General features: G+C 36.8%; 16 protein-coding genes and 4 pseudogenes. 15 read left to right on the forward strand and 5 right to left on the reverse strand.

From position 1 onward, the window contains the following. Nucleotides 1–52 precede the first annotated feature (52 nt). Nucleotides 53–1687, forward strand: coding sequence for a chaperonin GroEL (gene groL, locus FS486_RS11335; protein ID WP_144511477.1), 1635 nt, complete (start codon nucleotides 53–55; stop codon nucleotides 1685–1687). Between the two features lie 106 nt (nucleotides 1688–1793). On the opposite strand, the pseudogene FS486_RS20775 reads toward groL, so the two are convergent. Then, nucleotides 1794–1940, reverse strand: a pseudogene (locus FS486_RS20775) (tyrosine-type recombinase/integrase); the annotation flags it as partial. 826 nt (nucleotides 1941–2766) lie between these two features. Between FS486_RS20775 and FS486_RS11345 the strand changes: the two are divergent. The 3 genes from FS486_RS11345 (at nucleotide 2767) to FS486_RS11355 (ending at nucleotide 4806) form a co-directional block, all read left to right on the forward strand. Beyond that, complete coding sequence (locus tag FS486_RS11345; RefSeq protein ID WP_144511478.1) at nucleotides 2767–3714, forward strand: helix-turn-helix transcriptional regulator; 948 nt, start codon at nucleotides 2767–2769, stop codon at nucleotides 3712–3714. 67 nt (nucleotides 3715–3781) lie between these two features. After that, complete coding sequence (locus FS486_RS11350) at nucleotides 3782–4321, forward strand: DinB family protein (protein ID WP_144511480.1); 540 nt, start codon at nucleotides 3782–3784, stop codon at nucleotides 4319–4321. Nucleotides 4322–4332: 11 nt separating this feature from the next. Then, nucleotides 4333–4806, forward strand: coding sequence for an EVE domain-containing protein (locus FS486_RS11355; protein WP_144511482.1), 474 nt, complete (start codon nucleotides 4333–4335; stop codon nucleotides 4804–4806). A gap of 204 nt (nucleotides 4807–5010) precedes the next feature. Here the strand turns inward: FS486_RS11355 and FS486_RS11360 are convergent. Both FS486_RS11360 and FS486_RS11365 read right to left on the reverse strand, forming a co-directional pair. After that, a pseudogene (locus FS486_RS11360) lies at nucleotides 5011–5253 on the reverse strand (tyrosine-type recombinase/integrase); the annotation flags it as partial. A 164-nt stretch (nucleotides 5254–5417) separates the two neighbouring features. Next, on the reverse strand, nucleotides 5418–5816 hold the full coding sequence (locus FS486_RS11365; protein ID WP_144511484.1) for a multidrug DMT transporter permease: 399 nt from the start codon (nucleotides 5814–5816) through the stop codon (nucleotides 5418–5420). Between the two features lie 538 nt (nucleotides 5817–6354). Here FS486_RS11365 and FS486_RS20780 point away from each other — a divergent pair. Next, nucleotides 6355–7218: pseudogene (locus FS486_RS20780) on the forward strand (cache domain-containing protein); the annotation flags it as partial. A 564-nt stretch (nucleotides 7219–7782) separates the two neighbouring features. After that, nucleotides 7783–8421, forward strand: a pseudogene (locus tag FS486_RS20785) (methyl-accepting chemotaxis protein); the annotation flags it as partial. An 83-nt stretch (nucleotides 8422–8504) separates the two neighbouring features. On the opposite strand, the gene FS486_RS11375 reads toward FS486_RS20785, so the two are convergent. After that, complete coding sequence (locus FS486_RS11375; protein ID WP_144511488.1) at nucleotides 8505–9362, reverse strand: alpha/beta hydrolase; 858 nt, start codon at nucleotides 9360–9362, stop codon at nucleotides 8505–8507. Nucleotides 9363–9742: 380 nt separating this feature from the next. On the opposite strand from FS486_RS11375, the gene FS486_RS11380 reads away from it, so the two are divergent. The 7 genes from FS486_RS11380 to FS486_RS11410 all read left to right on the forward strand — a co-directional run bounded on the left by FS486_RS11380 (nucleotide 9743) and on the right by FS486_RS11410 (nucleotide 19564). After that, complete coding sequence (locus FS486_RS11380) at nucleotides 9743–10708, forward strand: 2-hydroxyacid dehydrogenase family protein (protein WP_144511490.1); 966 nt, start codon at nucleotides 9743–9745, stop codon at nucleotides 10706–10708. A gap of 204 nt (nucleotides 10709–10912) precedes the next feature. Continuing rightward, a complete protein-coding gene (locus FS486_RS11385; RefSeq protein WP_144511492.1) occupies nucleotides 10913–12244 on the forward strand; it encodes an allantoinase in 1332 nt (443 codons plus the stop codon). A 92-nt stretch (nucleotides 12245–12336) separates the two neighbouring features. Then, complete coding sequence (locus tag FS486_RS11390; protein WP_144511493.1) at nucleotides 12337–14001, forward strand: PucR family transcriptional regulator; 1665 nt, start codon at nucleotides 12337–12339, stop codon at nucleotides 13999–14001. Nucleotides 14002–14037: 36 nt separating this feature from the next. Further along, nucleotides 14038–14421 carry a RidA family protein gene (locus FS486_RS11395; RefSeq protein ID WP_144511494.1) on the forward strand — a complete coding sequence of 128 codons (384 nt, stop codon included), beginning with the start codon at nucleotides 14038–14040 and terminating at the stop codon, nucleotides 14419–14421. Nucleotides 14422–14950: 529 nt separating this feature from the next. Continuing rightward, a complete protein-coding gene (locus tag FS486_RS11400; protein ID WP_144511496.1) occupies nucleotides 14951–16345 on the forward strand; it encodes an NCS1 family transporter in 1395 nt (464 codons plus the stop codon). Between the two features lie 451 nt (nucleotides 16346–16796). Next, entirely contained in the window at nucleotides 16797–18149 is a 1353-nt protein-coding gene (allB, locus tag FS486_RS11405; RefSeq protein WP_144511498.1) for an allantoinase AllB, read from the forward strand. A gap of 74 nt (nucleotides 18150–18223) precedes the next feature. Beyond that, nucleotides 18224–19564 carry an allantoinase gene (locus tag FS486_RS11410; protein WP_144511500.1) on the forward strand — a complete coding sequence of 447 codons (1341 nt, stop codon included), beginning with the start codon at nucleotides 18224–18226 and terminating at the stop codon, nucleotides 19562–19564. A 133-nt stretch (nucleotides 19565–19697) separates the two neighbouring features. On the opposite strand, the gene FS486_RS11415 is transcribed toward FS486_RS11410, so the two are convergent. Next, entirely contained in the window at nucleotides 19698–21353 is a 1656-nt protein-coding gene (locus tag FS486_RS11415; RefSeq protein WP_186321425.1) for a PucR family transcriptional regulator, read from the reverse strand. Nucleotides 21354–22481: 1128 nt separating this feature from the next. On the opposite strand from FS486_RS11415, the gene FS486_RS11420 reads away from it, so the two are divergent. Then, nucleotides 22482–23837, forward strand: a complete 1356-nt coding sequence (locus tag FS486_RS11420) for a uracil/xanthine transporter (protein WP_260858086.1) — start codon at nucleotides 22482–22484, stop codon at nucleotides 23835–23837. A gap of 240 nt (nucleotides 23838–24077) precedes the next feature. Beyond that, nucleotides 24078–25337 carry an allantoate deiminase gene (gene allC, locus FS486_RS11425; protein ID WP_144511504.1) on the forward strand — a complete coding sequence of 420 codons (1260 nt, stop codon included), beginning with the start codon at nucleotides 24078–24080 and terminating at the stop codon, nucleotides 25335–25337. Nucleotides 25338–25381 lie beyond the last annotated feature (44 nt).

The following is a 25381-nucleotide window of genomic DNA, read 5'->3' on the forward strand; positions in this document are numbered from 1 at the left end:
GCTGGAGTTGGATCAAATAAAAAACGAGACAATAATTGGGAGGTAAATAAACATGGCAAAAGAAATTAAATTCAGTGAAGACGCTCGTAGTGCAATGTTACGTGGGGTTGATAAACTTGCAGACGCTGTAAAAGTAACGCTTGGACCAAAAGGACGTAATGTCGTTCTAGAAAAGAAATTCGGTTCACCACTTATTACGAATGACGGTGTAACAATTGCAAAAGATATTGAATTAGATGATGCATTTGAAAACATGGGTGCAAAATTAGTTGCAGAAGTTGCATCTAAAACAAATGATATTGCTGGTGACGGTACAACGACTGCTACTGTTTTAGCACAATCAATGATTCGTGAAGGCTTGAAAAACGTAACGGCTGGAGCTAATCCTGTCGGAATCCGTAAAGGAATTGACCTTGCAGTTGCTGCGGCAATTACAGAGTTAAAAACAATTTCAAAACAAATCGAAGGTAAAGACTCAATTGCACAAGTTGCTGCTATCTCTTCTGGGGATTCAGAAGTTGGCGAATTGATCGCTGAGGCTATGGAACGCGTTGGAAACGACGGAGTTATTACAATCGAAGAGTCTAAAGGTTTTACAACAGAGCTTGATGTAGTAGAAGGTATGCAATTCGATCGTGGATATGCATCTCCTTATATGGTAACAGACTCTGATAAAATGGAAGCTATTTTAGACAATCCATATATCTTAATCACAGATAAAAAGATTTCAAGCATCCAAGAAATCCTTCCAGTGCTTGAACAGGTTGTACAACAAAGCAAACCACTTTTACTAATTTCTGAAGATGTAGAAGGGGAAGCATTAGCTACGCTAGTTTTAAATAAACTTCGCGGAACATTCAATGCTGTAGCTGTTAAAGCTCCAGGATTCGGAGACCGTCGTAAAGCTATGCTAGAAGATATTGCCATCTTAACAGGTGCAACAGTAATTACAGAAGATTTAGGATTAGAGCTAAAATCTACTGACATTACACAACTTGGTCGCGCTACAAAAGTTGTTGTAACAAAAGACAATACAACAATTGTAGAAGGTAACGGAGATTCAGAACGCATTGCAAGCCGTGTCGGCCAAATCCGTGTTCAATTAGAAGATACAACTTCTGAATTTGACAAAGAAAAACTACAAGAACGCTTAGCTAAACTAGCAGGTGGTGTCGCAGTAGTTAAAGTTGGAGCGGCAACAGAAACAGAACTAAAAGAACGCAAACTTCGCATTGAAGATGCACTTAACGCAACTCGTGCAGCGGTTGAAGAAGGTATTGTATCTGGTGGTGGTACTGCATTAGTAAACGTATACAACAAAGTAGCAGAAGTTGCAGCTACACAAGAAGGCGACGTAGCAACAGGTCTAAAAATTGTACTTCGTGCATTGGAAGAGCCAGTTCGTCAAATCGCTAACAACGCTGGTTTAGAAGGCTCAATCGTAGTTGACCGTCTAAAACGCGAAGAAATCGGTACTGGTTTCAACGCAGCAAACGGCGAATGGGTAAACATGATCGACGCTGGTATCGTAGATCCAACTAAAGTAACTCGTTCAGCTCTTCAAAACGCTGCATCTGTAGCTGCATTATTCTTAACGACAGAAGCAGTAGTAGCAGACCTTCCAGAAAAAGGCGGCGCACCAATGGGCGGTATGCCTGATATGGGTGGAATGGGCGGCATGATGTAAACAACAGCTTAAAACCCTATACAGTTTGGGGTTAAAGACTTTTATCTACTTAGAAAATAACCGTTGGGTAACAAAAGAGTAACATTTTCTTGAATATAGGTCTGAATTAGAGGTTTTCCATGAGTTCTTTGAACTTTTGGGAAGCCTCTTTTTTCATCTCTTTTGTCACATGCAAATATACTTTTTTTGTCGTGTCTTCATCTTTGTGACTTAATCGTTCCATTATCTGTGGGAGACTGACACCTGCCTCAGCAAATCATGTAAGCCCAACTAGCTCCACATTTACATTTTGGTTTATAAAAATAAGGGGAGAATTAAGGCAGATGCAAAGAAACGGTTAGAAATAATTCAAACATCTCCAACTACTTAAAATGCCATGCGCTCTAATAGTTTTGTCTTAGGGTTACATAATTATTTTAATAGAGCTACTCACGTCAACTTAGCGTTCTCACGACTAGCCTACGAAATAGGTGCATCTATGTACAATCGTCTTAAACCTATCGGTAAATATGAACACCCTAACAACACGCCACCTAAGGCGAATACACTCATTAAAACTTTGGGCATCACGGAATCGATGTTAGAAACAATCAAATAACCCAAATCAATAAGAGTCACTTGTAACTTATAATTGGAATAAGGGAAAAGCTGAAGATAACTTCAAATGCTTACCTATTACTAACGTTTAGTACAAAACTTTTTATGATATTATAAGAAATAAATCTGCAAATTGAGGTTAGGGATGATTAATTTTGCTGCAGAATTTGTTAAGTTGAGAATTAGTGAAAACATGGATGAATACATGAGAGCTGCTAACGGAAAACTCTAGCTGAATAGCCGTTTAAAATCTCTTAATAGAATCAAACTATTATTAAATGCTCTAATAGGAGGTTGTACTATGATTTTAAGCGAACTTTGGCATTTTTATGGGGCAGACAAATGATTCCAAGGATTTATCCCGAATACATTGCGAAGCGGAATCTCTTTTAGAGATCTACCCGCTGCTATTCTACTATTGGGCAGGCACTATGATTGAATTAATACATTTTTGAATGCTGAGATTGTGGAGGAAAGAAAAAATGAACAAAACTGAGCGGCAGCTTGCAATCACGCTTGAATTACAGCGAAGCAAAACGCTGAGGGCAGAAGATTTAGCTTCTCAATTTGAGGCAAGTGTGCGTACGATATATCGGGATATTCAAGCACTAAGTGAGGCTGGGGTTCCAATTTTAGGCTCCCCAGGCCGGGGTTATTCCTTAATGGAAGGATATTTTCTGCCCCCGGTTAGTTTCACAGCAGAAGAGGCCGTATCCCTGCTCATGGGAGCTGATTTTATAGAACAAAAGTTGGATACAGATTACGGTATTTATGCAAAGTCTGCTAAACGCAAAATCGAGGCTACTTTGTCGGAATCAGTGCGTAAAGAGTCAACACTTGTTCGAGAAACAATGCGACTGCTTCATGTAAGTGAGCCATCAACTGGAGAGATGGTAAAAACGTATCTTAATCAAGTTCGTGACGCAATTTTAAAACAGTGCAAAATCAGTTTTATGTATATCAAAAAAATGCCAGAAACAGATGGGAATCGGAAAAATAGGCGTGTGGTCTCTCCATATGGATTAACACTGGTCCATGAAAATTGGGTTTTAATCGCACACTGCGATATGAGGCAAGACATACGTCATTTTCGCTTGTCCCGGATGACTGAACTGTCTGTGTTGGAGGATCAATTTCTTCTACCAAATGATTTTGACCTAAGTAGCTATCGGCCTCCTGACAATCGAGACGAAAGAATCTTAATTAGGGCAAATCCCAAAATTGTCGACAAGATCATAGAGGAAGTTAATTTTTATATTGAATCCATTGAAGAGCGTAAGGAGGATGTATTCTTTCAATTTCGTGTTCGGTATCCGGAGGAACTAATGCATTATTTACTTGGCTGGGGCGGAGATATCGAGGTGATTGAACCGAAGTCTTTACGCTTCAAGATTCGAGAAGTAGCGAAAAATATTTTAGAACACTACTGACATACACCTGTCAGTAGTGTTTTTGTATACTGTGACTATACCAAGATGAAGAGGAGTTGCTTGAAGGATGAGAAGTACAATGGAAGTATTGAAGTCATTTGAATTTACAGTAGAAAGATATTTGGCAGAACTGAAAAAACTCAATATGGAGAAATTACATAGAAAGGTGAACGAGGAAGAATGGTCCATTGGACAGATGTATGTACATTTAATTCAATCAGCTTTCATGCATCTGCATAATGTCGAGCAATGTTTAGTTGGCAGCGAATCGACATTGAATCCAGCGAAGGAAAAAACTGAGCAGGGTAAGGTTGTTTTTAATCTACAACAATTTCCTGCCGTTCGTATTAAGGTCCCTGCTTCGCCGAATTATACTCCGCAACCACCCGAGAGCATGGAGCATTTGATAGAAGGACTTCACAGTGTAGTGGAACGGATGAGGAATATGGAGTCAGTTCTACATCAAGCAACCGTAAGTAACAAGATACTTCATCCGGCGTTCGGTGCATTAAACGGGCAGGAGTGGTTTTTGTTGATTGAAATGCATTACAGACATCATTTTTTACAATTGGATCGGTTGAAAACGAGTTTAGAATTTGAAAAGTAAAGGGATGCGTCATGTCGAATATAACAATTCAGAACAGCAGATATTGGATTGGCATTGTATCCGCTTCTCATGTAAATTTAGCCATAGAAGGTGGGTTTGCACAGCTGTGTCACGGTAAGGCATCGCCTTTGCGTCAAATGTCTCCAGGTGATTGGTTGATATACTATTCTCCTCGCACAGAGATGTCTAAAGGCAAGCCACACCAAGCATTTACTGCTATTGGTCAGGTCACGGACAACGGTGCCTACAAACATCAGGTATCGGAGTCGTTTGTACAATTTCGAAGAGATATTCGTTATATTCCTTGTAGAGAAGTTAAGATTGCATTGTTGTTAAACCAGCTCACTTTTACGCGTGGAAATAGCAATTGGGGGTTTACATTCCGAAGAGGTCATTTTGAAATTGGAGCTGAAGATTTTATGACAATAGTTACCTTGATGTTAGATGGTAAGGAACAGGCGTTATCCGATTTAAGCAAAACTTAAACCACTGTTTATAATTTGTGAACAGTTCCACTTAAACAAACTAGTGCTTTAGTAAAAAAAGACAGCAAAAGATTAGCTTGGAAATACTTTTCCAAGCTCATCTTTTTGTACAAATCAACTATTAACTAAAAGATATAGTATTGTAATCATGTAGCCGATTTAAGTATTAATAAATAACAAAATAATAGCGGAATAAATAAAAGTTAGATAGACATTTTTTGTGATTTGATCATCGAAATGTCCGAGTCTGTCCATAATTTGTTCGAGTGAAACACCAGCTTCGGCAAGCAGTGAAGTATGCGTATGCCTTAATGAATGTGGTGTTAACTCTGGGTTTAGGTTTGCAATCCTAAGCAACCTTGCCATTCTGTTTTGTACTGTCTTAATAATAATGGGATAACCACATTGACGTTCCAATTTTACAAAGATAAAGCCTTTATTATGATAAGCTTCCCCCTAACTGCTTGATAAAAAGAAAAATTCCTTCTTTCAATATAAAAGTAGGAATTTTTGTCGTTTTAATATACTTATGGTTGCTCAATAGTCTAGTCTAGTTCAGCATAGTGAACATAAAAAGAGAGATCTCGATATAAATTCCCGTTTACTATGCGTTAGACAGACACTTTTGATTGATTGCTTAAAGGATTCGAGCGCAGAACCAATGTAAACCAGACGGCAAATCCAAGATAAACTACTGTCAAAATAACGGATATGAAATGAAACTGCTCCGCCAACTGCCGGAATAGGGCAAAAAAGACAACGATGCAATGTATCAGATTTCCCAATACGACAGGTTTGTTATAGATGCCGCCGATCAGGGCAGAGCGTGTAAACCAATTCAACATTGCGAACCCTAAATATAGTCCTCCGATTATTTGCAGAAAAATCGGAACGATAGGTGAAGAGTCAATCTCTAATATTTTTGAAATTTCTTCAGGAATAAAGGTTCCTGCCAACCCCAACAAACCCATCACCACAGCACTACTACTCAAAAGCCATTTTGTTTTCATTTTTTTCCTCTTTTCACCTAATACTTAAATTCTATAAATATCAACTAGGAAACTCCAAACAAGGCATATGTTAGTTTCAAACAGCAATAAACGACGAATACAGTCCTAAGTAATTTGGCAAACTATCGTTAAAAGGCATCCTAGAAACATAAAATTGCCTCCCTTTAGGATGGCTAATTTATTATATTCGACGAGACACCACTTGTTACCTTTAAGCAAGAGGGAACTTCAACAAATTTTGAAGTTCTCTGATTTTGAGCATTTCAGATAATGGAATATTACATTTAAACTGACGGACAGGTTAGTGGAAAATATAAAAACTCAATTAACATTAATTATTAAAAGACTAAAAAACTTGTTTTTTATTATCAGAATCAAGACAAGTTTCAGTTATTATAGTTAAGTTTTCCGTCAATATATATAAAATATAGTACAAAAGAACTTCAAATTAATAATGCTAAAGACTTGGAAAATCAAGTATAATTAATATGAAAGATTTACTGCAAAGTATAAATTTATGTATGGAAGGAATATATTAATGGTAAAAAATGAAACGAAAGCAAACTTGTTTTCTTGGGTAAAAAATAGTATTTCCATAAAAGTAGCTGTTACTCTTTTTATAGCTATCATCATTGTATTTTCAATTACAGGGTTTTTAATAAACTCATATACAAAATCAATATTAGTTCAAAGTGTAGAAGAAAATGTATCAACAAAAAGTGAAGCAATCGCTGATCAAGTTAATAGTATGTTTGCAGATAAAGGAACGATTGTAAAGCAAGTTGCAACAAACCAGGAAATCCTAAAATACTTGAATACAGCTAAATCAAGGGATGAAGCAACAACAAATCCCTATTATGAAGGGGTTTTAAAATCACTTGATGAGATTGTTAAAATAGATGATGCTATAGCAATGGTTTGGATTGCGAGTGACAAGTCCAATTTTCTGGTTGGAAGTAATAATGTAGTATCGGATCCAAGCTTCGATATAAAAAGCAGGCCATGGTATGAACAGGCCGTAAAGGAAGATGATGTATATTTTACTGAGCCATATATGGATGAAGTATTTGGCAAAATGATTTTAAGCGCTATGAAACCAATTAAAGAAGGCGGAAATACAGTTGGTATCGTTGCGATAGACATATTTTTAGATGAATTACCGCAATTAATGCAGTCTTATAAAATGGGCGAAAATGGATACTCATTTTTACTCTCTCATGACGGGACCGTACTATATCATCCAAACAGTGAGTTAATACTGGAACAAAAACTTCAATCACTTTCTGGCGAGATAGGAAATGTAGGTCAGAAAATGGTTGAGGGTAAAAAAGGGTTAGAATTAACACAAGTAAATGGTGAATTAGAATATATCGGGTATTCACCAGTTCCAACAACTAATTGGTCAGTTGGAACATCTATAAAGCAAGACGAAGCATTAAGTAGTCTTAAAACTTTTACATCCATGATGGGTTTATATTTTAGTATTGCTTGTTTAATCCTTATTATTTTAGTATTTATCCTATTAAAACGTATGTTAAGAGAAATTCCTCATGTTACAAAAGTAATGGAGCAACTGGCTCTAGGTAATCTCAGTCAAGAAGAATTACAATCAACGTCTAAAGATGAAATAGGTCAATTAGTGACATCTACAAACCAATTAAATCAGAATTTGCGAGATATAGTAAGTCAAATTAATACAGTTTCTGCAACAGTAAGTACTCAAAGTGAAGAACTGACCCAATCCGCAAAAGAGGTAAGAATGGGATCGGAACAAGTTGCAATTACCATGCAGGAATTAGCAACTGGATCAGAAACTCAAGCCAATAATGCGAGTGATTTATCGCATGGTATGAATAATTTTGCCGATAAAGTTCAAGAAGCAAATGAAAATGGTTACCGTATAGAAGCAAATTCAAAAGTAGTTTTAAATATGACGAAAGATGGTTCTGAGTTAATGAAAAACTCCATTATTCAGATGGAAAAAATCGATAAAATTGTGCGGGATTCAGTCGATAAAGTTCAGGGGTTAGACAAACAGTCACAAGAAATTTCCAATTTAGTAACCGTGATTAAGAATGTTAGTGACCAAACTAATCTTCTAGCCCTAAATGCTGCAATCGAAGCTGCAAGGGCTGGTGAACATGGTAAGGGGTTCGCAGTAGTAGCTGATGAAGTAAGAAAGCTTGCAGAACAAGTATCTGATTCTGTAGCAGATATAACTGATATAGTAGGGAATATTCAAAAAGAATCGAGTCTTGTATCTGAATCGTTACAAGGTGGGTACAAGGAAGTGGAACAAGGAAAGGCACAAGTCGAATCAACTGGTGAGACTTTCCGAAGAATTAGCGAAGCTGTTTCAGAAATGGTAAATAGTATTACGACTATTGCTGAAAACTTAGCTGAAAATGCAGCAAATGCACAGGAGATGAGTGGAACAATTCAAGAAATTGCCTCCGTTTCTGAAGAATCTGCAGCAGGTGTTGAACAAACGTCTGCATCTTCCCAACAAATAAGCAGCATTATGGAAGAAGTATCTGGAAGATCGGATCAATTAGCAAAATTAGCTGAAGAGCTAAATGAATTAGTAAAACATTTTAAATTATAAAAAACGAGGTTTGATAAAATAAAGGAAAGAGGGTTTTCCGCTAAAAGAAGCGGAAAGCCCTCTTTCCTTTTATATTAGCTTTCTTATTGAAGATGCTTTCCTAGAAATTGAATGACCTCGTCAAATGCATGTTGCACATCCGCATTTTTCCAATCGTCGTCAAATACATGTTTGCCGTTTGGAATAGTGATCAATTGGTTTTCTACTCCAGCTTTCGTTAATGCTTCAGACATGGATACGGATTGTTCGTATGGGACATCTTCATCTTTTGTCCCGTGTAATAGAAGTGTTGGTGGATAATTCGTATCGACAGAATTAATTGGACAAAGCGACAGAAGTTGTTGCTTGTCCATATCGCTAATTTTATTAATCCATTCCCCATTTTGTCTAGCATACATATAGATGGCATAACGTTTTTGAATCGGTCCAACAGTAATTACTTCATTTGATACGAGCATGTCGGCAAGTTCTTTTGGAACTGCTGTCATTTTTTTGTAGTGAGGGCTTGGCTTCGATGCCCAGTCCCCAGTAATATCACCGTAACCATAGAAAGAGACAATTGCTTGCGGTTTAAGATCGAATGTTCCAGATAAAAGTGCAAGGTAGCCACCAGCTGAACCACCAACAACTGCTATTTTTTCAGGATTATAGTCAAACTGTTTTATACCCTCATCCTTTAGCCAGGAAAGTGCATCGGCAATATCTGTTTTTATATCAGGAAGCTTTGTTTCAGGCGCAAGACGATAATCGATCGAAAATACATTAAATCCTGCCTGCAAATAAAGTTCAACCTGCTCCACTTTCATATCTTCTTTTGATCCCCAAAATAGACCACCACCATGAATATAAACAATGATAGGAGCGGCTTGGATAGAAGTGGGGTAAAAATCCGCTTTTATTTCAAATTGTTCACCTATTTTATAAACAATAGTTGTTTTCATCTTGTTGTAACACACACTTTCTATAAAGTAATTTATGTTGTTCATTATGATTAACGAGTCTTTGGGACTAGTTCATTTATTGTTTTTAAATTATATCATAAAAGTAAATTGACCTAAAAAAAGCAGTAAATTGGGAATAACTTTTGTCTCTTTTTGCTAAAAGCACATAGTCGTTTTTATCTGAATCGGCAAATGTATCTCCTTTTTTCTCTATATATAATTAACTGTGTCTTCTTCTTATAGAAGAATAACAAGTAAAATATTTATTGAAAGCGCTTGCTAGACGTTTCCTATCTTTAAAAGAGTGGAATTAGGGAATAACTAATTGTTAGGAAATGATAATTCTTCTATTATAAAAATATTGAGGAGTGTGTTTTAGAATGGCCAAAATTTTAGTTGCCGGAGAAATTCCGCAAAAGGGATTAGACTTGTTAATAGAAAAGCATGAGGTAGAAGTATTTCCTGGTGAAACATTAATTTCTGAAGAAGAATTAAAAGAACGCATTCAAGATAAGGATGCCCTATTAAGTTTATTATCAACACCTGTCACAAAAGACATTATTGATATAGCTCCCAACTTGAAAATTATCGCAAATTATGGTGCGGGATTTAATAATATTGATTTTGACTATGCAGCATCTAAAGGAATCCCCACTACAAATACACCGATTGCCTCCACTGCTGCAACTGCAGATCTAACGATAGCTTTATTGTTGGCGGTTGCAAGAAGGGTAGTAGAGGGTGATGAAGTATGCAGAACAGTGGGATTCAACGGCTGGGCACCACTTTATTTCCGAGGACGAGAAGTGACTGGAAAAACAATTGGTATTGTTGGTTTTGGACAAATAGGACAAGCCGTTGCAAAAAGAGCAGCAGCTTTTGACATGAAGGTTTTATACTATAGTCCACATCGAAAAAGTGAGGAAATAGAGAAATCAGTAAATGCAACATACGTTTCGCTTGATGAATTATTAACTCAAGCAGATTTTATTACACTAAATTGTTCCTATAACCCTAGCATGAAACACATGTTTAGCGCGAAACAATTTAACATGATGAAAAGTACCGCGTATTTAATAAACTGTGCACGTGGTCCTATTGTAGATGAAGCAGCTCTTATAGAGGCTTTAAATGATAAAGCAATTGAAGGTGCAGCCCTAGATGTATTCGAATTTGAACCTGTAATCGGAGAAGGATTGAAAAAACTAAACAATGTTGTTTTAACACCTCATATCGGCAACGCCACATTTGAAGCACGAGATGCGATGGCAGTAATGGCTGCAGAAAACATTGTAAAAGTATTAAATAACGAGGATCCGCGTTTTGTAGTGAACGGTGTCATTTAGAACGAATAACAAGTTTGCGGAAAACAATTGAATTTGGTTAAGGTATTGTGATGCAACAACTGTTGTCATTTGCCTGTTCTCTGGGAAATGCACTAGTTGCTTTTATGTTTGCGCTACTTCTTTTTAGGGAAATTTTATCTATATGCGAGCATTCACAGATGTAATCTGAGGGGCCATAGTTACTAAGAAAGGGGAGCAATAATCATGAAAAATTACGATTTAATAATTAGAAACGGGTATATTGTAACCTCGGAATCAGTTGTCAAAGGAGATGTTGCGGTTAAGGATGGCAGAATTACCGAAATATCAGATGACGAAGGAATTAATGCAAAAGCTACAAAAGAAATAAACGCAAAAGGACTTCATGTTTTCCCAGGCTTAATAGATTCCCATGTACATTTTAATGAACCTGGAAGAACAGAATGGGAAGGCGCTGAAACAGGCAGCAAAAGTTTGGCTGCTGGTGGAGTAACTACTTATTTTGATATGCCTTTAAACAGTACACCACCTACAATAAATAAAGAAAGCTTAGACTTAAAAAGAAAATTATCTGAAGAAAAGGCTGTTATAAATCCGAACTTTTGGGGCGGGTTAGTACCAGAGAATATTGAAAATTTAAAGGAACTTCATAACAATGGTGTTATCGGCTTTAAAGCCTTTATGTCGCCAAGTGGTATAGAAGATTTTCATCATGCTGATGATGTGACTCTTTATAAAGGAATGAAAGAAATTGCCTCTCTTGGTTCCCTACTTGCTGTTCATGCGGAAAGCACCGTAATTTGTGAACAGCTAGCAACGAAGAAACTGCAAGAAGGGAAGACATCAGCACGTGATTATGTTGAATCGAGACCGATTATTTCTGAAATAGAAGCTGTGCGAAGAATTATTTCTTATGCTGAAGCAACAGGATGTAGATTGCATATCGTCCATGCAAGTAGCAGAAAAGTAGTTCAAGTAGTGGAGGAGGCAAAACGAAGAGGCGTAGATGTGACCGTCGAAACATGCGGACATTATTTATCCTTAACTGTTAAAGACTTAGAAGAAAAAGGTGGTCTGGCAAAATGCGCCCCTCCTTTACGGGATGAAGATGAGTTAGAGGATTTATGGGTGGCAGTTGCTAATGGTGAAATTGATGTAATTTCCTCAGACCATTCACCGGCGCCCGCTTCCATGAAAACTATTACAGATAACTATTTCGAAGGGTGGGGCGGTATTTCTGGAGCACAATCTACATTTAATGTTATGCTGACAGAAGGCTATGCAAAGCGTAATTTACCTTTGGAAAAGATTGTTACTTTAATGGCAAAAAATCCTGCGAAAATCTTTGGTTTATCTAATAAAGGAGATATTGCCGTTGGTTATGATGCAGATTTCGCAATTGTTAATTTAGATGCAAGCTTTAGATTAGAAAATGAAGACTTGTTCTATCGTCATCAACATTCTCCTTATGTAGGGATGCAATTCAAAGGCAAAGTAATGACCACTATTGTAAACGGGGAGATAGTTTATGAAAATGGCAATTTTCCAAGAGCATAAAAAAATTATATAATATGAGTAAGTGGCAAGAAAGGATTACAAAGAGCTGAGACATTTCTCTGCACTTATTCTAGGAGAGGGGAGGGAGTTATATGGAAATTCGTGTTAAAGATGTTTTGAAATTATCTTCCCTCCAAAAGGCAGTTGTTTTAAGTGGGGAACAATATTTGCATAAAGTTGTAAAAGGTTCTACTATAATGGAAGCTCCGGATATTACGGATTGGTTAAAAGGTGGAGAACTAATTTTAACAAGTTTATATCCTATCCGTTTCTTTAACGAACAGGAGCAAAAGCAATTTATTGTGAAGTTAGCTGAAAAAGAAGTTAGTGCCTTAGTGATTAAAAATCATCGTTTTGTAAAAGAAATTCCACAGTCCATAATCGACGAAGCGGAAAAGTGTAAGTTGCCGATCATACAAATTCCCAAAGAAGTTCCTTATGTTGATATAATGTATCCTGTAATGGAAGAGATTTTGAATACTCAAGTAAAAAAGCTTCAATATTATAAAGAAATCCATGACCAGTTTACAGCACTATCGTTGGCTGACGAAAGTCAGGAAAAAATTATTGAGACATTAGAAAAACTAATTGGAAATCCTGTAGCCTTATTTGACCGAAATTTCTTTTGTTTAGCTTCCACATTTCCTGCTCTAACTAATTTCGAAATCGTTGAAAAAAATTATCACTTTGTCAAAACTGAAGAGATGAAGTTTCCTCATTACCGTCAAATCGTAAAGTACCTTGAACCAAATGAGAAAATCGGACATCAAATAGTCGTTCCCATTGAGACCATTAATCATATAAAAACATACCTATTAATTGGAGAAATGAATAAACCCTTGGAAGAGCTTGATTTTATTGCAGTTGAAAATGCTGCAACCTCGCTTTCACTTGAATTAGTTAAAAAATTTGCTGTAGCAGAAGTAGACAAGCGATTTAAAAATGATTTACTGGAGCAGTTAATAGAAGGGAAATTACCTTCCAATATTCTATACCAGGATGCCAACTTAATTGGTTGGGATATAGAAGGAGCATTTGCAGTTGTCTTATTCAAAATTAGCAAAAGTAATGAATCTACCTCGTCGAAACAAGTAAAACGAGGAATTTCTAATGGTAAAGAAGAGACATTGCTTCACGAAGCTATTTATCAGTATCTGCCCAATGCGATTATAGGTAGTAAAAGTGGTCTAAAAGTAGTTCTTTGGAGAGCTGATATAAAAGATGTTGAATGGTTGATCAAGATAAAAGAAAGAATATCAATTATCTTAGATTTGGTGAAAAAACAAGATAGCGAAATAAATATCCAAGTTGGGATTGGAACTTTATCAGAACATATAAATAACATTTCGGAAAGTTATATTAAGGCTCAAGATGCGTTGGAATTTGGTGAGGTTTTAAATGGTAAAGAATTCATCACTTCTTTTTCTGAATTAGGGGTCTTTAGAATGCTGGGTCATTTCACTAATTCCGAATTGTTAAAGACTTTTATTCCACCGTCTTTACAAAACCTGTTAAATTATCAACAAGCAAATAAAACAGATTTGTTAACTACATTAAAAGTTTTTTTACAATGCAATCAGAATGCAACAAAAGCAGCTCAACTTCTTTTTATCCACCATAAAACAGCTGTCTATCGTATTGAACGCATCAAGGAAATAACAGGAATGAATTTTGATGATGCAGAGGAAATGTTATTAGTCCAAATTGGATTAAAGATTACCGAACTCCTTGAACGAGAAAAAATTCATAAGTATTAAGTATTACTATTTAAAAAAGATTAGGAGTGTTATAACATGGCTAGAAAGACATATAGTGCAAAAAATGTAACAGAATCAGGTCCATATTCACATGCGGTAGAAGCAGATAACTTTATTTTTTTATCGGGTCAGACGGCAATGAATGCGGCAGTAGGAGAAAACTTGCGAGGAGATATTGCCGCGCAAACAAAACAATGCTTTGCCAATTTATTTGAAGTTTTAGAAGCGGCAAATCTAACACATGAAGATGTAGTGAAAGTGAATGTATATCTAACCGATATGGATAATTTTTCTGCTATGAATGAGGTATATAAAACTTTCTTTAATAATCCTTTCCCATCTAGGACTTGTGTGGCAGTATTAGCATTGCCACTAGGTGCGGAAGTGGAGATTGAATTGATTGCTAAGAGAAATGGATAACTATTTAAGAGAGTTTTGATAGAATCAGCCTCTCTATTCAAAAAGCACTGGTAAAAAATCCAGTGCTTTTCTTTTAAGAAAAAAATGAAGACACTATACTTTTTGGAATTATCAACTTTCCACTTTTTATATTTTATTTTTATATGAGTATAGGAAAAAAATATTGTTCAAAGTGTACAAACAATTGTTCAAATAAGCTACTGCGTGAACAATTGTTATGCACTGTATATAGCGAAGGGTTGTACATTTTGTTCAATAGACATAAAGACCTCTTTAAGTAAGCTATGTATAATAAGAAATGTTCATCGTGAAAACGTTTTCGAGAGGATATAGTAAAGTTGATCCAATGTGACTCGAGATTATTTAACTAATTAAAGTGAAGCTGCCTTATGCGGAAAATAATTTATCATTCCAAATGCAAACACTAGGTATAGTGTAATAATTATATAGTAACAGGTTAAACTATTATTTATCGTCAAAAATTAAACGTAGCTTAAAATAAATCATGCAATAAAAAGGAGGATGACATATGTCTGCAAATGAAAGTTTTGATACAAAAGAGACACAGATTCAACATATCACGAAATTGGATGAATCGTTACATCCGAAATCGGATAAGGATAGAACCGTTAAACCACGAGATTATGTTTTCATGTGGATGGGCGACGGGGTCAACATTGGGAATATGACGTTAGGGGCTAGTGTAATTGTAGCTGGAATCGCAACGTTAAATATATTCCAAACAATATTAGCGGCACTAATTTCAATTGGGATCATTTCAACTATTTTCGCGTTAAATGACCGTCTAGGTTATAAAAAAGGTGTGCCATACGTTGTACAACTTAGAATGTCATTCGGAACAAAAGGTACAGTAATTTCTTCATTATTACGTGGGATACCTGCCATTGTTTGGTACGGAATTCAAAGCTGGATTGGCGGTACAGCCTTAAATGAAATAGCGAAGATCGTTACAGATGGATCATTTGATAACATATTTATTTGTTTCGTCGTACTTCAATTAATTCAAATCGTTATATCGCTATTTGGTTTCCATGCAATTAAATGGGTAGAGACATTCGCTTCTATTGTTTTCATGATAGGACTTATTTACGTGTTTGGTCTTCTTGTAGCAAATCATAGCACGGAAATATCTCAAACTTGGATTCATGCTAAAGGTTCATGGGGATTACCGTTCTTCGGTCTTATCATGGTCTTTTTAGGGAATTATGCAGGTATTTTTGTTAGTGCCGCAGACTATTCTAGAGAATTGAAAACAGGTATAAGTAATAAGAAACGTGGATTATTATATTTTACACCAATCACGCTTGCATATGGCTTTGTTATCGTAATTGGAGCGATGTTGGCTTCCGCAACAGGTGTAACGAATCCTGCTATGGCACTTCCGATCGTTATTGATAATCCTTATATTTCTGTAGGTGTATCAGCATTTATCGTATTAACAGTAATTGCAACAAATATGGTAGCGAACGTTGTACCACCAGCATACGTAATTACATTGCTAACAAAACTTAAATATAAAGCTTCAGTAACTATAACAGGATTGCTTGCTCTAATTGCATTCCCTTGGGTGCTTATTCAAGAGTCATCGGCTACAGGTCTGAATATGTTTGTTCTTATCTATTCAGCGTTTTTAGGACCGGTGATTTCCATACTCTTAGTCGAATATTATATTCTAAGAAAACAGCGAGTAGATGTTAATGACTTATACAATGAAGAAGGTCCTTATGCTGGGTATAATCCAGCAGGTTTGCTTGCGATGTTTATCGGAGCGGCAGCTGCGTTTATAGAGGTAGAGCTGGCATGGATAATTGGTGTAGTAGTAGCTGGAATAGCTTACTACCTTCTATCGAAGTATGCGTTTAAGGGTTCAAGTTTCAAAAAAGGAACAATTTTTGAAAAATAAATATTTATTCTGGAAATACCTTATAGAGGATATATCTCTATGAGGTATTTTTGTTATTCAAATCGAACAACACTTTGTGCATATTGCATATATTTAATTGTTTCCTTATTTACAATAGATAATAAAAGTTGATTGTTTTGGTTAACTAACCTAAAGAAGTATAGTTATTTATTTTGTATAATGGTGTTGTCCACTATTATAGTAATAAAATTTATAAAGGTTAAAACAGTATTCTTTGGGTGCTACTACGAACTCAATTGTATTTCCTTGTTTGCAAGGATCATTATAGCTTTTATCCTTTACGCAGTGCTTAATATTGTACGGTCAAAAGGATACTTATAAGAAAAACTTCATAATTAAAGGAGGAGAATATTTAGCTAAAGAAGTGGTCAAACTAGTGTTTGGTAAAATAATCAGTTTAATAATTTTAATAGATGAGAGGGGAATTCTTATGTTTGATATAGTTATTAAAGGTGGAAATGTTGTATTACGTGACGGTGTTTACAAAGTTGATATTGGGATTAAAGATGAAAAGATTTCCTGTATTGCCGAACATATTACAGAAGATGCGAAAGAGGTTATTGATGCTACTGGGCAATACGTTATGCCAGGAATGATCGACACACATGTTCACATTAGCGAACCTGGACGTACAGAGTGGGAAGGTTTTGAAACAGGTTCAAAATCACTAGCTGCCGGAGGAACGACTAGCTATGTAGAAATGCCTCTTAACGCCCTGCCAGCCACCATCAATAAAAAGGCGTTAGATCTTAAGTTGGAAGCGGCTATTGACCAAAACTATGTTGACTACGCATTTTACGGCGGACTCGTTCCTGAGAATCTAGACAATCTTAAAGAATTAGCTGATGCAGGTGTTCTTGCTTTCAAATGCTTTTTATCAGACATTACAAGTGACATTCCGGAAGATTTCGTAAACGTGGATGATTTTACATTATACAAAGGGATGCAAAAGTTAGCTGAGTTAGATCAGATTCTATGTATCCATGCAGAAAACGCATCCGTTACATCTGGACTTTCAAAAGAGTTTGCGAGAGAAGGCAAAAATTCTGGGGTAGAATATGCTGAATCACGTCCTATATTTACAGAAGTAGAAGCCGTTCAACGAGCACTCCTTTTTGCTAAAGAAACTGGTTGTAAGTTACATCTTGTTCATATTAGTACGTCAGAGGCAATTCAGACAATCCTGAAAGCGCGTGAAGAAGGAGTAAATGTAACGGTTGAATCTTGCCCACATTATTTTGCCTTTACTGCCGATCAAGTGGATGAAATAGGTCCTAGAGCAAAATGTCAGCCTCCAATTAGAAAAGCGGAGGATCAAGCAAAATTATGGGAAGAGCTTTTAAATGGAAATATTGACTGGATAACGTCCGACCATTCACCTTGTACAGAGGACTTAAAACAAGGCAATATCTGGGAAGCATGGGGTGGAATTAGTGGTGCGCAAAACAATGTAGATCTTATGTTTGATTTGGCTGTTAAACAACGTGGATTAGCCGTTCATAAATTCGTTGACTTAATTGCCACACATCCTGCTGCACGTTTCAATATTCCTCATAAAGGAGAAATTGCAGTTTCAAAGGATGCGGATATCATTTTAGTAGACCCTAACCAATCATATACAGTTAAAAGGGAAGATCTTTACTACAAAAACAAACATAGTGCCTATGAAGGTAGAAAAATTGACTGTCGAGTAACTAAAACAATTGTCCGTGGAAATATTGTGTTCGATTTGGAAAGTGGAATCATCGGAGACCCAATTGGGAAGTTAATTTCTGCAAAATAATTGATTTATTCTATCCCTTTGTCATGTTAGAATCTGACAATGGCAAAGGGACTTAATACTTGGAGGAATGAAAGATGGCTACATATGATTTAATCATTAAAAACGGAAAGATTGTCACAGCGGAAACGATTGTTCAAGGAGATATTGCAATTAAAGACGGCAAAATCATAGAGGTTGGCCAATCTCTTCAAGGTTCGCCCGCTCGTGTAATTGACGCCGAGGGTCTTCATATTTTTCCCGGATTAATTGATACGCATGTTCACTTTAATGAGCCTGGAAGAACAGAATGGGAAGGACTTGAAACAGGTAGTAGAAGTCTAGCTGCTGGTGGTGTTACAACCTTTTTTGATATGCCATTAAACAGCACACCACCAACGATCAACAAAGAGAACTTAGATCTGAAAAAAGCTTGTGCCAATGAAAAAGCGATTGTAAATCCACGTTACTGGGGTGGACTTGTTCCTGAAAACATTGAAAATCTAAAGGAACTTCATGAAAATGGTGTCATCGGATTTAAAGCATTCATGTCACCAAGTGGAATCGCTGATTTCAATCATGTAGACGATGAAACGATTTTCAAAGGGATGAAAGAAATTGCATCCCTTGGCTCTCTTCTTGCTGTTCACGCTGAGAGCACAGTGATTTGTGATCAGCTTGCTGAAGAGAAGCAAAAACAAGGAAAAACAACTGCAAGAGATTTTGTAGAATCAAGACCTATTATCTCTGAAATTGAGGCTGTACGAAGAATTATTTCATATGCAGAAGCGACTGGCTGTAAAGTGCATATTGTCCATGCGAGCAGCAGAAAAGTAGTTGAAGTTATTCAAGCAGCAAAAGATAGAGGTGTCGATATTACAGTTGAAACTTGCCCTCATTATTTAGCTTTAACTGTAAAAGACCTTGAAGAAAAAGGTGGATTGGCGAAATGCTGCCCTCCATTACGAGATGAAGATGAAGTCGAAGATCTATGGGTTGCTGTTGCAAATGGGGAAATTAACGTTATTGGCTCTGACCATTCTCCGGCTCCGGCATCTATGAAAACAATTACTGACAACTATTTCGAAGGATGGGGCGGGATTTCAGGTGCTCAGTCAACATTGAACATCCTGTTAACAGAAGGGTATTTCAAACGAAGCCTTCCATTAGAGAGAATTGTTGCCCTAACAGCGACAAACCCAGCGAAATTATTCGGACTTGATAGTAAAGGGACAATTGCAGAGGGATATGATGCCGATCTGGCGATTGTAAATTTAGAAGAAAGCTTTGAACTTAAAACGGAAGATTTGTTCTATCGTCACCAACACTCTCCATATGTGGGTATGACATTTAAAGGGAACGTCAAATCAACGATCGTCAATGGTGAAGTTGTATTTGAAAATGGAGAAATAATTGCTCCACAAAAAGTGAACGCATAAATAATAAAATCCCAAACCATTTCAGGTTTGGGATTTTTGCTGTCCAACGCTAGGCGCTTCTGCTTTTCAGTTTGTACACAGTACTTCTAAAACGATAGCTACAGGCTTTGTCTACAAAGGGTACTCGCATTTTTTAACTAAATGTTTCTTCATCTTCTGTTAGAATAGAGCCGATGATGAGGGCTACGCGTATCCGTAAGGAGTCAACTGGATCGCGGAGAGAACAGTTTAACAATTCCTCTGTTTTTTCTATTCGATATTTCACAGTGTTTCGATGGACAAATAATTTTCTAGACGTTTCCGAAAACTCACATTGGGCATCTAAATATACTTGAATCGTTTTTACTAGTTCCTGCTCTTCCTTTGTTTTTGGATAAGCTAATGATTTTAATGTATTTTCATAAAGAGCTTTTAAGTCTTTACGGGGAAGGGATTTTAACAATTCCTCCAGATCCTTTGTTTTGTAATACTTTACAAACCCTTTTAGATGTTGCTCATATCCTGACACTATCGCTTCCACAGCTTCATTATAAGCTGTCGGTATTTCTTTAAGAGATGGCACTGAGTTGCTTACTCCAAAGGAAAGGGTGAAATCACCATTAAAGTTTGCTTGAACATTTTCTATAAACTGGGTAATTGTATTAATTTCTTCATCTCCATATTTAGGGAATTGTAAAATCATAGCAAAGTACTTTCCTTTTGTGAATAAAGTAGCTTTTAAGCTTTGATGTATGATTTCATCTTCAAGTTGGTCATAGACGCTATTATGCAGCTCTCCAACTTTTTTTTCATAAAGCTGCAACGTTTCATAAATATTACCTTGGGCATCAATTGTACATACTACACAAACATTCTCCATGCCTCTTTGAAGACCGTAATAGTTCGAACGGCTAAATATTTCTTCATCGGAATGGATTTTCATTTCGATTAGATCAGCGAAAAAGTTGTTTTTTAACAATCTAGAGTTTTCTTCGATTGCTTGCTCTTTTACGATTGTAAAGGAAATGACGTTACCTGCCTGTTCGATTGCCATTTGCGAAGAAGGATACGGCAAAGTGAGTGAATCAAAAATGACGAGCATGCTTGGGTATTGGCGTTTAGTTTGAACGGGAAATGTTGAAACGCTTTGATGTTCCCTTGACGGTATCGAAAATGTTGTGCCTTCTCGTGAGACAGCCAAGTCTTCTGTTACCTTCTCAAGGATTTCTTGTTTAATCTCCTTCATTGATTCCTTCAAAAAGTCATGACTTTGAGCAATGCTTTCTCCCCTGTGATTCAATAAAAGGGCTGGTCGTGCCAAAAGGTGACCTAGTTGTTCTATTAAAGCACTTAAACTATATCCTTTAATGAGCATATTGGAGAATTCTTTTTGTACATGCAAGGCGTAATACAATTGCTCTGCCTCATGGTCATTCAAGTAATTCAGAATATGACGGGAAACTTCACCCAATGTGTGCTTTGTTGGTAAATCAATAATTGGAAAAGCAAGATCATCAGCCAGTAATTTTACTTCAGGTGGCAGTTGGTGAAAGAAACGGTTAATTTTAATAACAAGACCTGAGCAATTTAAGTCATGCATTTGTTTAATTAACTCGCAGAATTTCTCTGTGTCATCTTTAAATGCATATCCCGTTGAAAGGAGAAGATGGTTTTCTGCCAAAAAGTTAATCACGTCAGGCGTATCAGATATATTTACAGATTGTACATTTCTAGTTAGACCACGATGGCCTGCAAGTACAATACCTTCTTTCATACCTTCCAATATAAATAAATCATTTATGGTTTTCATACGAATACCCTCTCTATTAAAATTTTTCATAAGAAAAATCACGGCTGTTGTAATCACAATTTTCCCAAATCATACAACATATTTAGGTTAATATGCAACGCTCTACTATAGGGATAATGCGTCTTAGAGTGACCGCTATGATTTTCTCAGCTTGCGGACGCTTTCCTCCGGGTGAGCGATGAGCCACCCCCGCCGCTTAGGCGTCGTTGGGCTGTCTCATTTGCCCATAGCGGAACAAAGGCTAAGATCGCCACATCGTGTGGCAACGCCTTCGTGACCAACATCTTGTTGGCCTCGACTGGAATAGCCTCCAGCAGAGAAAATCAAAGAAAATTACTTCCGCTTCGAGCAAAGAATGTTGCTATGCGAGCATAAAAGTTCGATCCGTCACAAATGTTGCGAGTAACGACTGATATGTTGCTCAATATTGATTGGAACATCTTCTCCATGTTGATTTAGAGGATACTATAAGGTAGGTGCATGTCCACAAGCCTTTACTTGAAGAATTGGTTGCGCTCGTTGTCAATTTGGTTACTTTCAAGCCCAAACTGGTTGCGTTTCCTGTGGAATTGGTTGCTTTCACGAGCTATTTGGTCTCGCTAAGCCAGTTCCTAACTTTTAATGGCTAATATATACAGATAAAAGCGTCTATTTTGATGGATTGGAGTTGCAGACGGCGACTCCAGTGGGATTAAGTGAGTAAGATGAGAATTCACAACGAACGCCTAAGCGGACGGTGAAGGCTCCTCACTCACCCCACGGAAAGCGTCCGTCCTTCAGCGGAAATCCAAGCGGACACTTCCTTAAGACGGACTATCTCTATTAAACGAACCGAAACATAAAGTAGAAAGCTCCTTCTTTTTTACTCCAAGGAATGAGATGGAGAATCAACAGAAGTGAAAGAAAAGTAAATCTTGTTCCCTATATCGTTCATATTACGTTAAAAGTAAACAAAAATCAAAGTACAAATTGGTCATAGTAAACAATGACAATTTCAAACGTTAGCTGTAGACTAGAAGAGTTAAAAGCTATAAATTAGGGAATACTAAATTAGTCAAACTTATGATGCAGAAATATTAGTAGATATTCTAATAGGTATCAAATAGACAGTTATTCATAAAAGAAAAGGTGATTGTTATTAATGAATTATTAAAATCAAGCAATTGGATTTCGGGCTTACAATGGCTCTTTTTTATTTTTACGAACATAGTTGTCATACCGATTACTGTCGGAACAGCTTTTGAACTTCCTTCGGGCACAATTGTCAATATGCTTCAGCTTTCTTTCATCGTGACAGGTCTGGCATGTATTGTTCAAGCCTTTTTGGGACATAAACGCGCCATTATGGAAGGGCAATCGGGATTATGGTGGGGTGTAATTTTAGCGCTTTGTTCCACGGCTATATCTCAAGGGATGCCTTTATCTATTTTGGGGGGCAGTTTAACGGTTGGAATTATTATTACTTCAATTTTGACATTTTTGATTGGTGTAACAGGCATGGGACCTCGCTTAGCTAATTTATTTAAACCTGCCGTCATGGGAGTGTTTATGTTTTTGTTTGGATGTCAATTAATTGGGATATTTTTGAAGGGGATGCTAGGCATTCCGTTTGGCAACCAGGCAAAGGATGCGCATATAGACGTTTCCATTTCTTTATTATCGATAGTGATAGCAATAATTGTAATCGTAATTAGTGTGAAGGCACCTTCAAGTATTCGACGCTATGGTTTGCTTATCGGAATTATTGGTGGGTGGATAGCTTATGTGCTTATTTTCAAACCGGAAAACTCTGTAAGTGAAGCTACCTCGTTTGGTCTTGAACTATTTCCGTTAGGGAAGCCTGCATGGGATATTGGAATAATCATTACGACCGTTATCGCTGGTTTGTTAAACTCGGCAAATACAGTTGGTTCATTAAAAGGAACGGAAAGTATGTATGGGGTGGAAACTACTAAAGCAGAATACCGAGCTTCCTTCACGATTACTGGTGTTTTCACTCTTATCGCAGGATTTTTTGGACTTGTTCCAAATTCTCCATTCGTTTCATCGATAGGGTTTTTGAGCCAAACCGGGATAATTAAAAGAATTCCATTTGTGCTTGGTGGATTTATGTTTCTCGTAATGGGACTTATTCCTCCTATTGGACACTTTTTCTCACAACTTCCATTAAGTGTTGGAAGTGCAGCTTTATTTGTTTCTTATTTACTTCTGTTAAATTCTTCCTTGAATTTCTTTAAACAGATTGAATTCAATACAGTCAATATTTATCGTTCAGCTATTCCATTGTTTGTAGGTGTGGTGATTATGACCCTTCCTGCTTCTTATTTTGTCACAATTCCAAACGTAATCCGTCCTGTTCTTAGCAGTGGATTATTAGTGGGAATCATTCTAGCTCTAATCCTAGAAAACCTTTTCAAATGGGATGATTACGGAAATGAGCAGAAGGGTAAGCAAGAGAATATAGGAAGCAATCTCACTGATTAAACTAATTTACAAATAGAAGAATGAATGTGTTGATTTAGCGCTATAAATGAAATAGTAAAATAAGATAAATAAATTATAAATATTTGTCTTTACATGCTAAAGACTAATTTTATAGCAAGGTTTACAATGAATAGTGTAGTTAAAGATTATACATGAATGAAAGACAATTTAGTGCATACTATCCGCATGTATTACAAACAATAGAAGCGTTACATAGCAAAGAGAAGGATGGTGAAATAGATGAACGATATGAAAGATATTGTACAACAGCTTGATCATCTAGCAGATGAAACAGCAGGTAAGCTAGAATGGTTAGCTGAATTCGGAAAAGATCCTGAAGGTGGGGTTTCTCGTTTACTCTATACAAAAGAGTGGGTTGAAGGTCAACATGCATTAAAAGAATGGATGGAGAACGAAGGCCTAGAAGCTCGATTTGATGAAATTGGGAATTTATATGGAACTTTAAAAGGAAAAAACACAAGTGAAACAGTTTTGACTGGCTCCCATGTGGATACTGTGAAGAATGGTGGCCGTTTTGACGGCGCATATGGGGTTGTTGCTGGAATTATTGCATTAAAATATTTGAAACAACATTTTGGTCAACCAGTAAGAAATATTGAAGTTGTTTCGATGGCCGAAGAGGAAGGAAGCCGTTTTCCTTATTCATTTTGGGGCTCTAAAAATATTGTAGGCTTGGCAAAACGTGAAGATGTGGAAAATATTAAAGACTTTGAAGGTATCCCATTTACAGAAGCTATGAAAAATGCGGGCTTTGACTTCGGGAATGAACAAATAGGTCCACGTAAGGATCTGAAAGCTTTCGTAGAAGTTCATGTTGAGCAAGGAAGCGTTTTGGAAACGGAACAAATCGCAATCGGTGTAGTAAACAATATTGTTGGTCAAAGACGTTATACAGTAGAAATAACAGGTGAAGCCAATCATGCGGGTACAACGCCGATGGGTTATCGAAAAGATGCAGTATACGCAGCAAGTCAAATGATCCATGAAATTATTTCGATGGCTAGAGAAACCGGTGATCCACTTGTGACGACGGTAGGGAAATTTGAAGCCTATCCTAATGTCGTAAATGTAGTACCTGGAAAAGTTATCTTCACCATCGATGTTCGTCATACTGACAAAGAAGCTATTATTTCTTTTACAGAAAAAATGACAGCAAGAATGCAAGAAATTGCAAAAACACATGAAATTGAAATGAACATTGATCTATGGATGGATGAAGATCCAGTTCCGATGGATCAAAAAGTAGTTGATCTTATCGAAAAGCAATGTAAGGAAAACGGTCTTAATTATAAGTTAATGCACAGCGGTGCGGGGCATGACTCACAAATCTTTGCTCCAGTGGTACCGACAGCAATGTTATTTGTTCCGAGTCTGAAAGGGATCAGTCACAATCCGGCTGAATTTACAGAGCCGACAGATTTGGCAGAAGGTGTAAAAGCACTTATTGGCGCACTTTACGAATTGGGCTATAAAGAATAACACATAGAATTACTGATGAAAATATAAGCAAACAGAGGAGAATG

The organism is Bacillus sp. FJAT-22090, from assembly GCF_007676755.1.
Taxonomy (GTDB): domain Bacteria; phylum Bacillota; class Bacilli; order Bacillales_A; family Planococcaceae; genus Psychrobacillus.

Coding starts and splice junctions, on each gene's coding strand:
- FS486_RS11350 (WP_144511480.1), top strand. CDS start 3,782: ATGAGAAGTACAATGGAAGTATTGAAGTCATTTGAATTTACAGTAGAA.
- FS486_RS11395 (WP_144511494.1), top strand. CDS start 14,038: ATGGCTAGAAAGACATATAGTGCAAAAAATGTAACAGAATCAGGTCCA.
- FS486_RS11365 (WP_144511484.1), bottom strand. CDS start 5,816: ATGAAAACAAAATGGCTTTTGAGTAGTAGTGCTGTGGTGATGGGTTTG.
- FS486_RS11355 (WP_144511482.1), top strand. CDS start 4,333: ATGTCGAATATAACAATTCAGAACAGCAGATATTGGATTGGCATTGTA.
- FS486_RS11385 (WP_144511492.1), top strand. CDS start 10,913: ATGAAAAATTACGATTTAATAATTAGAAACGGGTATATTGTAACCTCG.
- FS486_RS11400 (WP_144511496.1), top strand. CDS start 14,951: ATGTCTGCAAATGAAAGTTTTGATACAAAAGAGACACAGATTCAACAT.
- FS486_RS11390 (WP_144511493.1), top strand. CDS start 12,337: ATGGAAATTCGTGTTAAAGATGTTTTGAAATTATCTTCCCTCCAAAAG.
- FS486_RS11380 (WP_144511490.1), top strand. CDS start 9,743: ATGGCCAAAATTTTAGTTGCCGGAGAAATTCCGCAAAAGGGATTAGAC.
- allB (WP_144511498.1), top strand. CDS start 16,797: ATGTTTGATATAGTTATTAAAGGTGGAAATGTTGTATTACGTGACGGT.
- FS486_RS11415 (WP_186321425.1), bottom strand. CDS start 21,353: ATGAAAACCATAAATGATTTATTTATATTGGAAGGTATGAAAGAAGGT.
- groL (WP_144511477.1), top strand. CDS start 53: ATGGCAAAAGAAATTAAATTCAGTGAAGACGCTCGTAGTGCAATGTTA.
- FS486_RS11345 (WP_144511478.1), top strand. CDS start 2,767: ATGAACAAAACTGAGCGGCAGCTTGCAATCACGCTTGAATTACAGCGA.
- FS486_RS11410 (WP_144511500.1), top strand. CDS start 18,224: ATGGCTACATATGATTTAATCATTAAAAACGGAAAGATTGTCACAGCG.
- allC (WP_144511504.1), top strand. CDS start 24,078: ATGAACGATATGAAAGATATTGTACAACAGCTTGATCATCTAGCAGAT.
- FS486_RS11375 (WP_144511488.1), bottom strand. CDS start 9,362: ATGAAAACAACTATTGTTTATAAAATAGGTGAACAATTTGAAATAAAA.